The organism is Ensifer sp. ENS10 (genome assembly GCF_014852025.1).
In the GTDB taxonomy this organism is placed as follows: Bacteria; Pseudomonadota; Alphaproteobacteria; order Rhizobiales; family Rhizobiaceae; genus Ensifer.
Genome location: NZ_JACVAS010000006.1, coordinates 100,563 through 114,745, shown reverse-complemented (window position 1 = coordinate 114,745; position 14,183 = coordinate 100,563). Strand labels below are relative to the sequence as shown.

13 protein-coding genes are annotated in these 14,183 nt (G+C 62.8%); all 13 read left to right on the top strand.

What is annotated here, in order from left to right; genetic code table 11:
• Positions 1-210: 210 nt before the first annotated feature.
• The 13 genes from IB265_RS21020 (at position 211) to lpdA (ending at position 14,091) form a co-directional block, all read left to right on the top strand.
• Complete coding sequence (locus IB265_RS21020; RefSeq protein ID WP_057254999.1) at positions 211-759, top strand: protease inhibitor Inh/omp19 family protein; 549 nt, start codon at positions 211-213, stop codon at positions 757-759.
• A gap of 59 nt (positions 760-818) precedes the next feature.
• Positions 819-1,973 (top strand): cell division protein ZapE, encoded by a 1,155-nt coding sequence (zapE, locus tag IB265_RS21015; protein ID WP_057255000.1) that lies wholly within the window; start codon positions 819-821, stop codon positions 1,971-1,973.
• Positions 1,974-2,156: 183 nt separating this feature from the next.
• Entirely contained in the window at positions 2,157-3,122 is a 966-nt protein-coding gene (gene mdh, locus IB265_RS21010) for a malate dehydrogenase (protein WP_057255001.1), read from the top strand.
• A gap of 113 nt (positions 3,123-3,235) precedes the next feature.
• Positions 3,236-4,429, top strand: a complete 1,194-nt coding sequence (gene sucC, locus IB265_RS21005; RefSeq protein WP_057255002.1) for an ADP-forming succinate--CoA ligase subunit beta — start codon at positions 3,236-3,238, stop codon at positions 4,427-4,429.
• A 17-nt stretch (positions 4,430-4,446) separates the two neighbouring features.
• A complete protein-coding gene (sucD, locus tag IB265_RS21000) occupies positions 4,447-5,349 on the top strand; it encodes a succinate--CoA ligase subunit alpha (RefSeq protein WP_057255003.1) in 903 nt (300 codons plus the stop codon).
• A gap of 241 nt (positions 5,350-5,590) precedes the next feature.
• Entirely contained in the window at positions 5,591-8,587 is a 2,997-nt protein-coding gene (locus IB265_RS20995; protein WP_057255004.1) for a 2-oxoglutarate dehydrogenase E1 component, read from the top strand.
• A gap of 56 nt (positions 8,588-8,643) precedes the next feature.
• On the top strand, positions 8,644-9,876 hold the full coding sequence (gene odhB, locus IB265_RS20990; protein ID WP_057255005.1) for a 2-oxoglutarate dehydrogenase complex dihydrolipoyllysine-residue succinyltransferase: 1,233 nt from the start codon (positions 8,644-8,646) through the stop codon (positions 9,874-9,876).
• 64 nt (positions 9,877-9,940) lie between these two features.
• The gene (locus IB265_RS20985) at positions 9,941-10,330 is read left to right on the top strand and encodes an MAPEG family protein (protein ID WP_057255006.1); all 390 of its coding nucleotides are present in this window, start codon (positions 9,941-9,943) and stop codon (positions 10,328-10,330) included.
• A gap of 14 nt (positions 10,331-10,344) precedes the next feature.
• The gene (locus IB265_RS20980) at positions 10,345-10,770 is read left to right on the top strand and encodes a VOC family protein (protein ID WP_057255007.1); all 426 of its coding nucleotides are present in this window, start codon (positions 10,345-10,347) and stop codon (positions 10,768-10,770) included.
• Entirely contained in the window at positions 10,767-11,408 is a 642-nt protein-coding gene (locus IB265_RS20975; RefSeq protein WP_057255008.1) for a LysE family translocator, read from the top strand. The genes IB265_RS20980 and IB265_RS20975 overlap by 4 nt, the downstream gene beginning before the upstream one ends.
• 2 nt (positions 11,409-11,410) lie before the next feature.
• On the top strand, positions 11,411-11,911 hold the full coding sequence (locus IB265_RS20970) for a hypothetical protein (protein ID WP_057255100.1): 501 nt from the start codon (positions 11,411-11,413) through the stop codon (positions 11,909-11,911).
• Positions 11,908-12,660, top strand: coding sequence for an SDR family oxidoreductase (locus tag IB265_RS20965; RefSeq protein WP_057255101.1), 753 nt, complete (start codon positions 11,908-11,910; stop codon positions 12,658-12,660). The genes IB265_RS20970 and IB265_RS20965 overlap by 4 nt, the downstream gene beginning before the upstream one ends.
• Positions 12,661-12,684: 24 nt before the next feature.
• Positions 12,685-14,091, top strand: a complete 1,407-nt coding sequence (gene lpdA, locus IB265_RS20960) for a dihydrolipoyl dehydrogenase (RefSeq protein ID WP_057255009.1) — start codon at positions 12,685-12,687, stop codon at positions 14,089-14,091.
• Positions 14,092-14,183: the final 92 nt, after the last annotated feature.

Genomic DNA, 14,183 nt, shown 5'->3' with positions numbered 1-14,183 from the left:
GATTGTGCCGCGGCGACAGGGGATCGGTGATTGGCAATGTGGCGATAACCGCGCCGAGCATGCGTCTTGCAGCCGGGCTGTCAGGACGTTTCAATCCTGCAACAGGTCGCAAGGAATCGTCGTCGCTTGATTTGTCAGGTGGATTTGCTGTATTTCGGCCTATATTGTCGCGTTGCATCATGGTTCGCGGACACGAACAGGAGTAGGGATATGCGGGTTATTCATGCGGCGGCGGGGCTGGCAGTTGTGCTTGCGCTGACCGGATGCCAAAGAACATCGATGGGCGGTTTCGGTTCCCAGGATGTTTCACCCGCTCCCATCCAGGCCGCACCGGTTCCCTCGGTTTCGTCCAATCAGCTTCCGGCGCCGAGCGGCAACACCTCGCAATTCCCGGCTGCACCGGCGAGCGGCACGGCGATCGCCGGCGGCGGTGTTCAGCAGCCCGGCACGCAGGTCGCCGCGGCTGCAGGAGGCGGGCTCGACGTCACCAAGGAATCGATGGTTGGCAACTGGCGCGTCTCGAGCGCCGGCTCCTCCTGTGACATGTTCCTGACACTCACCAATCTCGGCTCCGGCTCGCGCGGCGGCACCCGTGGCTGCGCCGGTGAGCTGACGACCATGGGCTCCTGGGAAGTGGCCGGCAAGCAGGTGGTTCTGAAGGACCGCAGCGGCAACGCCATCGCCCGTCTCTACAAGACGGCCGACGCCCGGTTCGACGGCTCGACCAATGGCGGCCAGCCGGTCAGCCTCAGCCGCTGACGCTTTTCCAGCCCGGTCTCGCGCCGGGCTTTTGTTTTCCGGCTCCTCTCGGGTGAGACGTGCTCAATCCTGACGACAGTATCTACCGCAAGCTCGAAGCGCTCGTTACGAGTGGCGAGCGTAAGCGCGACCCCGCACAGTTTACGATTGCGCGGCGTTTCGATCATCTTTCCGCAGAGCTGCTCGCCAGCCGCCCGTCGCGCAAGACCAATGCGCTCGGCTGGCTGTTCGCCTCGCGCAAGAAGGACCATCCGCCGGTAAAGGGTCTCTACATCCATGGCGGCGTCGGGCGTGGCAAGACCATGCTGATGGACCTGTTCTTCGATACCGTGCCGATCCAGCGCAAGCGTCGGGCGCATTTCCACGAGTTCATGGCCGATGTGCACGAGCGCATCTACAAGCACCGCCAGAAGCTGAAGAACGGCGAGACGAAACAGGCCGATCCGATCCCGCCCGTCGCCTCGGAGCTTTTCGGCGAGGCCCGGCTGCTCTGCTTCGATGAGTTTTCGGTGACCGATATTGCCGACGCGATGATCCTTGGGCGGCTCTTCGGCGAGCTTTTCGCAAAGGGCTGCGTGCTGATCGCGACGTCGAACGTGGCGCCTGACGATCTCTATCGTGACGGCCTCAATCGCGGCCTGTTCCTGCCCTTCATCGATCTGCTCAAGGCGAATGCCGAGGTCATTTCCTTGGACACGGATACCGACTATCGCCTCACGAAGACGGACGGAAGTCCGGTGTGGCTTTCGCCGCTCGGCCCGGAGGCGGATGCGGCGATGGCGCGCGCCTGGATGCGGGAAACCCGCAACGAGGCTGTTGCTCCGGCCGAAGTGCCGCGCAAGGGCCGCAAGATCCATGTGCCGGCTGCCGCCGGGCAGAGCGCCCGCTTTGCGTTCGCCGATCTCTGCCAGCAGCCACTGGGTGCTGCCGATTATCTGGCAATCCTCGAGCGTTACTCGACGATCTTCGTCGACCACGTGCCGCATCTGGGACCCCATATGCGCAACGAGACCAAGCGCTTCATCCTTCTGGTCGACACGCTCTACGACAATGGCGCCCGATTGTTCGCGTCGGCCGCGGCCGAGCCACAGGATCTCCTGACCCAGAAGAAGGGTACGGAAGGCTTCGAGTTCGACCGCACGGTTTCGCGTCTGATCGAGATGCAAAGCGAGGAATATGCCGCCGAACACCCCGCCAATCGGACCGTTTCGTGACGCGGTTGTGACGGAAAGTCTTACGTTTACGTAAGACTTTTATGATCTAACCGATTGAAATTGCTTCATCCAAAAGTATCGTTTGATATTTTACCATTTGCCGTTTAATGGCTTTCGGCGAAGGTTTGGCGTTTGCCGCGTTTCAGGCCTTGATCATATTGGGATCACAAAGGAAGCACTTTCATGGCTCGCAACAAGATCGCACTTATCGGTTCAGGGATGATTGGTGGCACGCTGGCGCATCTCGCCGGCCTGAAGGAACTGGGCGACATCGTCCTCTTCGACATTGCCGACGGCATCCCCCAGGGCAAGGGTCTCGACATCGGCCAGTCCTCCCCGGTCGAAGGTTTCGACGCGAACCTGACGGGTGCCAGCGACTACGCCGCCATCGAAGGCGCCGATGTCTGCATCGTCACCGCCGGCGTTGCCCGCAAGCCCGGCATGAGCCGCGACGATCTGCTCGGCATCAACCTCAAGGTCATGGAACAGGTCGGCGCCGGCATCAAAAAGTACGCTCCGAACGCCTTCGTCATCTGCATCACTAACCCGCTCGACGCCATGGTCTGGGCGCTGCAGAAGTTCTCGGGCCTGCCGAAGAACAAGGTCGTCGGCATGGCCGGCGTTCTCGACAGCGCGCGCTTCCGCCTGTTCCTTTCCCAGGAATTCAACGTTTCGGTCCAGGACGTCACCGCCTTCGTTCTCGGCGGCCACGGCGACACCATGGTGCCGCTCGCCCGCTACTCGACCGTTGCCGGCATCCCGCTGACCGACCTCGTGCAGATGGGCTGGCTCACCAAGGAGCGCCTCGAAGAAATCGTCCAGCGCACCCGTGACGGCGGCGCTGAAATCGTCGGCCTGCTCAAGACCGGCTCGGCCTACTACGCTCCGGCCGCTTCGGCGATCGAGATGGCGGAAGCCTACCTCAAGGACAAGAAGCGCGTGCTGCCCTGCGCCGCGCATCTGACCGGCCAGTACGGCGTCAAGGACATGTATGTCGGCGTTCCGACGGTCATCGGCGCCGGCGGCGTCGAGCGCATCATCGAGATCGATCTCAACAAGGCCGAGAAGGAAGCGTTCGACAAGTCGGTCGCTTCGGTCGCTGGCCTTTGCGAAGCCTGCATCGGCATTGCGCCGAGCCTGAAGCAGTAATCGCGTCCCGTTGAGCGGATGCTGGCATCCGCTCAACCTCTTTGTTTTTGCCGCATTTGTGCGACGGCAGGTGTTTCACCTGTCTGCAGAATGCTCCAGACAGGAAAAACACCATGAACATTCATGAATATCAGGCCAAGGCTCTCCTGAAGAGCTATGGCGCGCCGGTCGCGGAAGGTGTCGCGATCTTCTCCGCAGAAGAGGCAGAAGCCGCTGCCAAGAAGCTCCCGGGCCCGCTCTACGTGGTCAAGAGCCAGATCCATGCTGGCGGCCGCGGCAAGGGCAAGTTCAAGGAACTTTCCGCCGACGCCAAGGGCGGCGTTCGTCTTGCCTTCTCGATCGATGAAGCCAAGGCTCATGCCAAGGACATGCTCGGCAACACGCTCGTCACTGCGCAGACCGGCCCTGCCGGCAAGCAGGTGAACCGCCTCTATATCGAGGATGGCGCCGACATCGACCGCGAACTCTATCTGTCGCTGCTCGTCGACCGCTCGGTCGGCCAGGTTGCCTTCGTCGTTTCGACCGAAGGCGGCATGGACATCGAGGCTGTTGCGCACGACACGCCGGAAAAGATCGTCAACGTCGCGATCAACCCGGAAGCCGGCGTTACCGCCGCTGATCTCGCCAAGCTCACCTCGGCCCTGAAGCTCGAAGGCGAAGCCAAGGCTGATGCCGAAAAGCTCTTCCCGATCCTCTACAAGGCCTTTGTCGAGAAGGACATGAGCCTGCTCGAGATCAACCCGCTGATCGTCATGAAGAACGGCCGCGTGCGCGTTCTCGACGCCAAGGTCTCGTTCGACGGCAACGCGCTCTTCCGCCACGACGACATCAAGGCACTGCGCGACGAAACCGAAGAAGACGCCAAGGAAATCGAGGCCTCCAAGTGGGACCTCGCCTATGTCGCGCTCGACGGCAACATCGGCTGCATGGTCAACGGCGCCGGCCTTGCGATGGCGACGATGGACATCATCAAGCTCTACGGCAAGGAGCCGGCGAACTTCTGTGACGTCGGCGGCGGCGCCGGCAAGGAGAAGGTTGCGGCAGCCTTCAAGATCATCACCGCCGACCCGAAGGTCGAGGGTATCCTCGTCAACATCTTCGGCGGCATCATGAAGTGCGATGTCATCGCTGAAGGTGTCGTTGCGGCCGTGCAGGAAGTCGGCCTCAAGGTTCCGCTGGTCGTTCGTCTCGAAGGCACGAATGTCGAGCTTGGCAAGAAGATCCTGAACGAATCCGGCCTGGCGATCACCGCCGCCGACGATCTGGATGACGCTGCCAAGAAGATCGTCGCCGCGATCAACGGCTAACTGAAGGACCAGACCTCATGTCGATTCTCGTCAATAAGAACACCAAGGTCCTCGTTCAGGGCCTGACCGGCAAGACCGGCACCTTCCATACCGAACAGGCGCTTGCCTATTACGGCACGCAGATGGTCGGCGGCATTCACCCGAAGAAGGGCGGCGAAACCTGGACCGGCTCCAAGGGCGAAACCCTGCCGATCTTCGCGTCGGTTGCCGAAGGCCGTGAAAAGACCGGTGCGGACGCATCCGTGATCTATGTTCCGCCGGCAGGCGCCGCGGACGCGATCATCGAGGCGATCGATGCGGAAATCCCGTTCATCACCTGCATTACCGAAGGCATCCCGGTTGCCGACATGGTGCGCGTCAAGGCTCGTCTCGACCGCTCCAAGTCGCGCCTGCTCGGCCCGAACTGCCCCGGTATCCTGACGCCGGAAGAATGCAAGATCGGCATCATGCCGGGCTCGATGTTCCGCAAGGGTTCGGTCGGCATCGTTTCGCGCTCCGGTACGTTGACCTATGAAGCCGTGTTCCAGACCTCCAACGAAGGCCTCGGCCAGACGACGGCCGTCGGCATCGGCGGCGACCCGGTCAAGGGCACCGAGTTCATCGACGTGCTGGAGATGTTCCTGGCGGACGAAGCCACGACCTCGATCATCATGATCGGCGAGATCGGCGGCTCGGCCGAAGAGGATGCGGCGCAGTTCCTCATCGACGAAGCCAAGAAGGGCCGCAAGAAGCCGATGGCCGGCTTCATCGCGGGCCGTACCGCGCCGAAGGGCCGCACCATGGGTCACGCCGGCGCCGTCGTTTCCGGCGGCAAGGGCGATGCGGAATCCAAGATCGCTGCGATGGAGCAGGCAGGCATCCGCGTGTCGCCGTCGCCGGCCCGTCTCGGCAAGACGCTGGTCGAAGTCCTCAAGGGCTGATCTCAAGACTTCTGTCCGGGCCGGACCATTCCGGTCCGGACAGCGTGCCTGCCGCGTGTTTCCTTGGCTGATTGAAGATCAGGATGCGCGGCAACCTTAGTGCCACGGATCCCGGCGCGTCCTTTCGATGCGCGGCGCCGTAGGAACACCAGGCGCCAACGCGCCGAACGAACATGAACGACCGGGATACCCGGCAACCCAACTTCAGTCAGGAGGCGGACAGAACAGTCCGCGTGAGACCATGACAAGGCAAGAGGCCAACGAGCAATTCCAGCTCACTTCGTTTCTGGACGGCGCCAACGCCGCCTATATCGAGCAGCTCCAAGCACGCTATGAAACGGACCCGGCGTCCGTCTCGGCCGAATGGCAGGCCTTCTTCAAGGCGCTCGCCGACCGGCCGGAAGATGTGGTGAAGGCAGCCAAGGGCGCCTCCTGGAAAAAGAACAACTGGCCGATCGCGGCCAATGGCGAACTCGTCTCTGCGCTCGACGGCGATTGGGGCACGGTCGAAAAGGTCATCGAGAAGAAGGTCAAGGCGAAGGCTGAGGAAGCCGCCGTCGCCACCGGCACTGCCGTGAGCGAGGCAGATATCCTTCAGGCGACGCGCGATTCCGTCCGCGCCATCATGATGATCCGCGCCTATCGTGCCCGTGGCCACCTGCATGCCAAGCTCGATCCGCTCGGCCTTGCTGCCCCGGTCGAGGACTACAACGAGCTTTCGCCCTCGAACTACGGGTTTGAGGAGAAGGATCTCGACCGCAAGATCTTCATCGACAACGTGCTCGGCCTCGAATACGCGAGCATTCGCGAAATGGTCGAAATCCTCGAGCGCACCTACTGCTCGACGATCGGCGTCGAATTCATGCACATGTCCAACCCGGAAGAGAAGGCCTGGATCCAGGAGCGCATCGAAGGACCGGACAAGGGCGTCGAGTTCACGCCCGAGGGCAAGAAGGCGATCCTCCAGAAGCTGATCGAGTCGGAAGGCTTCGAGCAGTTCATCGACGTCAAGTACAAGGGCACCAAGCGCTTTGGTCTCGACGGTGGCGAATCGCTGATCCCGGCACTCGAGCAGATCATCAAGCGCGGCGGCCAGGAAGGCCTCAAGGAAATCGTGCTCGGCATGGCCCACCGCGGCCGCTTGAACGTGCTGTCTCAGGTGATGGCCAAGCCGCATCGCGCCATCTTCCACGAGTTCAAGGGCGGCTCCTACGCGCCTGACGACGTCGAAGGTTCGGGCGACGTGAAGTACCACCTCGGCGCTTCCTCGGACCGCGAATTCGATGGCAACAAGGTTCACCTGTCGCTGACGGCGAACCCCTCGCACCTCGAAATCGTCAACCCTGTCGTCATGGGCAAGGCCCGTGCCAAGCAGGACCAGATGGCGACCGTGTTTGAAGGCGACATCATTCCGTTGCGCGAACGCTCGAAGGTCATGCCGCTCTTGCTGCATGGCGACGCCGCCTTTGCCGGCCAGGGCGTGATTGCTGAAATCCTCGGCCTTTCCGGCCTGCGCGGCCACCGCGTTGCCGGTACCGTCCATTTCATCATCAACAACCAGATTGGCTTCACCACCAATCCGGCCTTCTCGCGTTCGTCGCCCTATCCGTCCGACGTCGCCAAGATGATCGAGGCGCCGATCTTCCACGTTAACGGCGACGATCCGGAAGCGGTTGTCTACGCGGCCAAGATCGCCACCGAATTCCGGATGAAGTTCCACAAGCCTGTCGTCATCGACATGTTCTGCTACCGCCGCTTCGGCCACAACGAAGGCGACGAGCCTGCGTTCACGCAGCCGAAGATGTACAAGGTCATCCGCGCCCACAAGACCGTCGTCCAGCTCTACTCCGACCGTCTGGTCGCCGAGGGCCTGATGTCGGAAGGCGAAGTCGAGAAGATGAAGGCCGACTGGCGCGCTCACCTCGAGCAGGAGTTCGAGGCTGGCCAGTCCTACAAGCCCAACAAGGCCGACTGGCTGGATGGTGTCTGGTCGGGCTTGCGCTCGGCCGACAACCAGGACGAACAGCGCCGCGGCAAGACCTCGGTGCCGATGAAGCAGCTCAAGGAAGTCGGTCGCAAGATCTCGGAGATCCCGGCCGGTTTCAATGCACACCGCACGATCCAGCGCTTCATGGAAAACCGCGCTCAGATGATCCAGACCGGCGAAGGCGTCGACTGGGCGATGGCCGAGGCACTCGCCTTCGGCACGCTCGTCACCGAAGGCACCAAGATCCGCCTTTCGGGCCAGGATTGCGAACGCGGCACCTTCTCGCAGCGTCATTCCGTGCTCTACGATCAGCAGAGCGAAGAGCGCTACATTCCGCTTGCGAACCTGTCGCCGACCCAGGCCCGCTACGAAGTCATCAACTCGATGCTCTCGGAAGAAGCGGTCCTCGGCTTCGAATACGGTTACTCGCTCGCCCGTCCGAACGCGTTGACGCTTTGGGAAGCCCAGTTCGGCGACTTCGCCAACGGTGCACAGGTCGTCTTCGACCAGTTCATCTCGTCGGGCGAACGCAAGTGGCTGCGCATGTCTGGTCTCGTCTGCCTGCTGCCGCACGGTTATGAGGGCCAGGGTCCGGAGCACTCGTCCGCCCGCCTCGAACGCTTCCTGCAGCTCTGCGCCGAAGACAACATGCAGGTCGCCAACGTCACGACGCCGGCGAACTACTTCCACATCCTGCGCCGGCAGGTGAAGCGCGACTTCCGCAAGCCGCTGGTCCTGATGACGCCGAAGTCGCTGCTGCGCCACAAGCGGGCGGTTTCGAGTCTGTCGGAAATGGCCGGCGAGAGCTCGTTCCACCGCCTGCTGTGGGACGATGCCGAGGTGATCAAGGATGGTCCGATCAAGCTGCAGAAGGACTCGAAGATCCGTCGCGTCGTGCTCTGCTCGGGCAAGGTCTACTACGACCTGCTCGAAGAGCGCGAGAAGCGCGGCATCGACGACGTCTACCTGCTGCGCGTCGAACAGCTCTATCCGTTCCCGGCCAAGGCGCTGATCAACGAGCTCAGCCGCTTCCGCAACGCGGAGATGGTCTGGTGCCAGGAAGAGCCGAAGAACATGGGCGCCTGGTCGTTCATCGACCCCTATCTCGAATGGGTTCTCGCCCATATCGACGCCAAGTATCAGCGCGTGCGCTACACCGGCCGTCCGGCTGCCGCCTCGCCGGCAACGGGCCTGATGTCGAAGCACCAGGCGCAGCTTGCCGCCTTCCTCGAGGACGCGCTGGGGGGCTGACGCTCCCCACGCTCTGAGCCAATAGAAACAGATATCTGATCAACGGAACAAAAATCATGGCAACAGAAATCCGCGTTCCCACCCTCGGCGAATCCGTCAGCGAAGCGACCGTCGGCACCTGGTTCAAGAAGGTCGGCGATGCCATCAAGGCCGATGAGCCCCTGCTCGAACTCGAAACCGACAAGGTGACGATCGAAGTGCCGGCGCCAGCCGCTGGCACGCTTTCCGAAATCGTTGCGCAGGCCGGCGAGACCGTCGGTCTCGGCGCGCTGCTCGGCCAGATCGCTGCCGGCGCTGCTGCTGCCGCTCCGGCGGCTGCTGCCGAAAAGAAGGCCGAGCCGGCCGCTGCCGCTCCGGCTGCCCCGGCTGCCGCTGCAGCACCCGCTGCCTCGTCGATGCCGCCGGCACCGGCTGCCGCGAAGCTGCTCGCCGAAAACAACCTGTCGGCCGATCAGCTCGATGGCTCCGGCAAGCGTGGCCAGGTGCTGAAGGGTGACGTGCTTGCAGCCGTCGCCAAGGGCATCTCGACCCCTGCTGTCGCAGAGCCCGCAAAGGTCCAGGCCCGTGCGCCGTCGACGGCAGAAGATGTCGTGCGCGAAGAGCGCGTCAAGATGACCCGCCTGCGCCAGACGATCGCCAAGCGCCTCAAGGATGCGCAGAACACCGCCGCCATGCTCACCACCTACAACGAGGTGGACATGAGCGCCGTCATGTCGCTGCGCAACAAGTACAAGGACATCTTCGAGAAGAAGCATGGCGTGAAGCTCGGCTTCATGGGCTTTTTCACCAAGGCCGTGACCCACGCGCTGAAGGAAATCCCGGCTGTTAACGCCGAGATCGACGGCACCGACATCATCTACAAGAACTACTGCCACATCGGCGTCGCCGTCGGCACCGACAAGGGCCTTGTCGTTCCGATCGTGCGCGATGCCGACCAGATGTCGATCGCCGAGATCGAGAAGGACATCGGCCGTCTCGGCAAGGCTGCGCGTGATGGCGCGCTGTCGATGGCCGACATGCAGGGCGGTACCTTCACCATCTCCAACGGCGGCGTCTACGGTTCGCTGATGTCCTCGCCGATCCTCAACGCGCCGCAGTCGGGCATTCTCGGCATGCACAAGATCCAGGACCGTCCGGTCGCCATCGGCGGCCAGGTCGTCATCCGCCCGATGATGTACCTCGCGCTCTCGTACGATCACCGCATCGTCGACGGCAAGGAAGCCGTGACCTTCCTCGTCCGCGTCAAGGAAAGCCTCGAGGATCCGGAGCGTCTGGTTCTCGATCTCTAAGAGTTGGGCGGGGGCGATTGCAGCCCCCGCTTCTTTCTGCGCCGCGCTTCTCCGGATCGCATCGATGTCGTTCGAACTGACCTACCTGCTCTGGAGTGCCGTTCTCGCCTTCGCCTATATGATGGCGCAGGCGGGCGCCTATCGCCTGCAGCACGGCGTCATCGAAGCTGATACCAATCGCGACGTCGTGCCGGAGCCCAATGTCTTTACCGGGCGGGCGGGACGGGCGCTGCGCAATTTTCACGAGACCTATCCGGTCTTCATCGCCCTTGCGGTCGTGATAGAATTCTCCGGACGGAGCGGACCGCTCACCCAATGGGGCGTGGGGATCTGGTTCTGGGCAAGAGCCGCCTACCTGCCGATTTATATTGGCGGCCTCGGATTGGTTCGCTCCGCCGTCTGGACCGTTTCGGCGGTCGGGCTCCTGCTGATGATTGCGGGTATTCTGATCTGAACGGAGGAACTCGCATGGCATCCGAACCAAACGTTCCGCCGATCCAGGTGCATCTCTGCGTCAAGGACGGCATCGCGGCGATCGCCTTTTACGAGAAGGCCTTTGGTGCCCAACACACCTTTTGCCAGCTGGCGGAGGATCGCAAGCGCGTGATGCATTCCAATCTCGCGCTCTTCGGCGGCGAGATCATGCTGCACGACGAATTTCCCGAATTCGGCTCGAACGTTCTTTCGCCGAAGACGGTCGGTGGTGCGAGCGTCGCCATCAACATCAATCTGCCTGATGCCGCCGACGTCGATGCAGCCTATGACCGGGCGATCGCCGCCGGGGCATCGACAGTTCTGGAGCCGCAGGATACCTTCTGGCACGCACGTTACGCGCGCATCCAGGATCCCTTCGGCCACGTCTGGGCCTTCAACGCACCGGTCGCACAACCATGAGCCAATATCTCCTAGAACTCGCATCGCTGATGGCGATCTTCGCCTTTGCGATCGTCTCTCCCGGCGCCGATCTGGCCATGGTCATGCGCCAGTCGATCGTGCATGGCCGGCGCCCGGCCATCATCACGTCCTTCGGCATCGGCACCTCGCTGATGTTCCATGTGACTTACACGATCCTCGGTCTGGGGCTGATCATTTCGCAGTCGATCTACCTCTTCAACATCGTCAAATGGTGCGGCGTCGCTTACCTGATCTATATCGGCATCAAGGCGCTCCGTGCCGGCCAGACGGAGATCAAGGTCGAGCGCGCGGAAGGCAATGAGCCGGCCAAGGGCCAGTCGACCGCCAAGGCTTTCGGCCTCGGCTTTGCCGCCAATGCGCTCAATCCGAAGCCGGTATTCTTCTTCCTGTCGATCTTCTCGACCGTCGTCAGCGCCCACACGCCGATCCTCGTCAAGTTCGGCTATGGGCTGGTCATGGCCACCTGCCTGATCCTCTGGTTCGTCGGCGTCAGCCTGTTCATGACGACGCCGCGGATGCGCGCCGCCTTCACCCGCGCCAGCAAGTGGATCGACCGCGCCAGCGGCGTGGTCTTCATTGCGCTTGGTCTCAGGCTCGCGACGGAGAAGGCAGCCTGATCATGATCTCCGGTCGCTTCATCTTGATGCTGTTCTGCACCGCGCTTGCAGCGCCGGCTGCCGCTGCCGATTGCAAGCAGTCGCACGCGATCTACGCCGATCGTGACGGCGGCTATGAGCTGCGCTTCGAGCCGGTCGGCTCGGCAAGTGCGGCGACCAGCAACCACTTCAAGGTGGCGGTGCTCAAACCCGGGCTTCTGCTCGACGGCGTCGTGATGCCGGCGGGAGAGCCGGAACGCGCCACGGGGCTGATCATGCACAATTGCCCGGAGGGTGACGCGACCGGCGAGGAACTGCGCGCCTGCACGGTATGGCAGGGCGTCGTCTATGCGCTCGACAAGGCCGGTGCGATCAGCGAGATCCCTGGTGAAGCCGAACAGGCGGCCGAGCAGTTGCTGCTTCCCGATTTCGGGCCTTCCCTCAGAGCATCGAGCGCCTGGGGCAAGGGCAAGGCCGAGGCCGACAGCTGGGATTCTTTCACCCTCAAGGGATGCGCCGCATGAGCGCAGGCCCCGTTCTTCTCGTGACAGGCGGTAGCCGCGGTATCGGCGCGGCGGTTTGTGTCGCCGCGGCGAAAGCCGGCTGGCGTGTCGCAGTCAACTACGCGACGAACCGTGATGCGGCAGATGCGGTTGTCGGCGCGATCGAAGCGGCCGGCGGCTCGGCGATTGCGGTTCAGGGCGATGTCGGCTCGGAGGCGGATATCCAGGCGATGTTCGCTGCCGTCGATGCGGCCTTCGGCCGGCTGGATGGCCTCGTCAACAATGCCGGCATCGTTGGGCCGACCGCGCGGATCGACGAGATGTCGGTCGAGCGGCTGGAGCGGATGTTCCGCATTAACGTCACCGGCTCCATTCGCTGCGCGGCGGAAGCGGTTCGGCGCATGTCGACGCGCTACGGCGGCAAGGGTGGCGCCATCGTCAACATCTCCTCGGCCGCAGCCGTGCTCGGCTCGCCGGCGCAATATGTCGACTACGCCGCCTCGAAGGGTGCGATCGACACCTTCACCATCGGCCTTGCGCGCGAGGTTGCGACCGAGGGCATTCGCGTCAATGCGATCCGTCCCGGCGTCATCGATACCGAGATCCATGCCTCCGGCGGCCTGCCGGACCGGGCGCGCGATCTTGCTCCCACCATTCCCGTTCAGCGACCCGGCACCGCCGAGGAAGTCGCTGACGCGGTTCTCTACCTCCTGTCAGACAAGGCGACTTATGTGACGGGGGCAATTCTCAATGTCAGCGGCGGGCGGTAACCGCCCTGAAGGAAGGATATTCTAATGGCTTATGATCTCATCGTTATCGGCAGCGGCCCCGGCGGCTATGTCTGCGCCATCAAGGCGGCTCAGCTCGGCCTGAAGGTGGCCGTCGTCGAGAAGCGCGCCACCTATGGCGGCACCTGCCTCAACATCGGCTGCATCCCGTCGAAGGCGCTACTGCATGCTTCGGAGGTGTTCCATCAGGTCGCCCATGGCGTCGACGCGCTTGGCGTCGAAGTCGCAGCACCGAAGCTGAACCTCGAAAAGATGTTGGCCCACAAGGACGCGACCGTTAAGTCCAACGTCGAGGGCGTCTCGTTCCTGTTCAAGAAGAACAAGATCGACGGCATCCAGGGCACCGGCAAGGTTCTCGGTCAGGGCAAGGTTTCGGTCACCAACGACAAGGGCGAGGAGCAGATCCTCGAAACCAAGAACATCGTGATCGCCACCGGCTCCGACGTCGCCGGCATTCCGGGCGTTCAGGTCGATATCGACGAGAAGGTGATCATCTCCTCGACCGGCGGCATCGCGCTCGAAAAGGTCCCGGCCAACATGATCGTCGTCGGCGGCGGCGTCATCGGCCTCGAGCTCGGCTCGGTCTGGGCGCGCCTCGGCGCCAAGGTTACGGTTGTCGAATATCTCGATACCATCCTCGGCGGCATGGACGGCGAAGTTGCCAAGCAGTTCCAGCGCATGCTCGCGAAGCAGGGCATGGACTTCAAGCTGGGCGCCAAGGTGACCGGCGTCGTCAAGGACGGCAAGGGCGCCAAGGTGACCTTCGAGCCGGTCAAGGGCGGCGACGCCGTGACGCTCGATGCCGACGTGGTGCTGATTGCCACCGGCCGCAAGCCTTACACCGATGGTCTTGGCCTCGATAAGGCCGGCGTCGTCATGGACCAGCGCGGTCGTGTCGAGATCGACCATCACTACCAGACGAGCGTTACCGGCATCTACGCGATCGGTGACGTCGTGCGCGGCCCGATGCTCGCCCACAAGGCGGAAGACGAAGGCGTCGCCGTTGCCGAGATCCTCGCCGGACAGGCCGGCCACGTGAACTATGACGTCATCCCGAGCGTCGTCTACACCCAGCCGGAAGTCGCCTCCGTCGGCAAGACCGAGGAAGAGCTGAAGGCTGCAGGCGTCGCCTACAAGATCGGCAAGTTCCCCTTCACAGCCAATGGCCGCGCGCGCGCCATGCTTGCCACCGACGGCTTCGTGAAGATTCTCGCCGACAAGGAAACCGACCGGGTTCTCGGCGGCCACATCGTCGGCTTCGGCGCCGGCGAGATGATCCACGAAATCGCCGTGCTGATGGAATTCGGCGGTTCGTCGGAAGACCTCGGCCGCACCTGCCATGCGCATCCGACCATGTCGGAAGCGGTCAAGGAAGCGGCTCTTTCGACCTTCTTCAAGCCGATTCACATGTAATGATCCAGCGAGGGGGCTGCAGCAAGCGGCCCCCTTGTTCCAGCCGCGCGCTTTCAACATGCCGGCTGTTGTTGCGGTGCTTTCGCCAGTGC

What these genes read in the sequence shown, in the direction of transcription:
- IB265_RS20980 (WP_057255007.1), top strand. Translation starts at nt 10,345, where the DNA reads ATGGCATCCGAACCAAACGTTCCGCCGATCCAGGTGCATCTCTGCGTC.
- odhB (WP_057255005.1), top strand. Translation starts at nt 8,644, where the DNA reads ATGGCAACAGAAATCCGCGTTCCCACCCTCGGCGAATCCGTCAGCGAA.
- IB265_RS20975 (WP_057255008.1), top strand. Translation starts at nt 10,767, where the DNA reads ATGAGCCAATATCTCCTAGAACTCGCATCGCTGATGGCGATCTTCGCC.
- IB265_RS21020 (WP_057254999.1), top strand. Translation starts at nt 211, where the DNA reads ATGCGGGTTATTCATGCGGCGGCGGGGCTGGCAGTTGTGCTTGCGCTG.
- IB265_RS20985 (WP_057255006.1), top strand. Translation starts at nt 9,941, where the DNA reads ATGTCGTTCGAACTGACCTACCTGCTCTGGAGTGCCGTTCTCGCCTTC.
- IB265_RS20965 (WP_057255101.1), top strand. Translation starts at nt 11,908, where the DNA reads ATGAGCGCAGGCCCCGTTCTTCTCGTGACAGGCGGTAGCCGCGGTATC.
- IB265_RS20970 (WP_057255100.1), top strand. Translation starts at nt 11,411, where the DNA reads ATGATCTCCGGTCGCTTCATCTTGATGCTGTTCTGCACCGCGCTTGCA.
- mdh (WP_057255001.1), top strand. Translation starts at nt 2,157, where the DNA reads ATGGCTCGCAACAAGATCGCACTTATCGGTTCAGGGATGATTGGTGGC.
- lpdA (WP_057255009.1), top strand. Translation starts at nt 12,685, where the DNA reads ATGGCTTATGATCTCATCGTTATCGGCAGCGGCCCCGGCGGCTATGTC.
- sucC (WP_057255002.1), top strand. Translation starts at nt 3,236, where the DNA reads ATGAACATTCATGAATATCAGGCCAAGGCTCTCCTGAAGAGCTATGGC.
- sucD (WP_057255003.1), top strand. Translation starts at nt 4,447, where the DNA reads ATGTCGATTCTCGTCAATAAGAACACCAAGGTCCTCGTTCAGGGCCTG.
- IB265_RS20995 (WP_057255004.1), top strand. Translation starts at nt 5,591, where the DNA reads ATGACAAGGCAAGAGGCCAACGAGCAATTCCAGCTCACTTCGTTTCTG.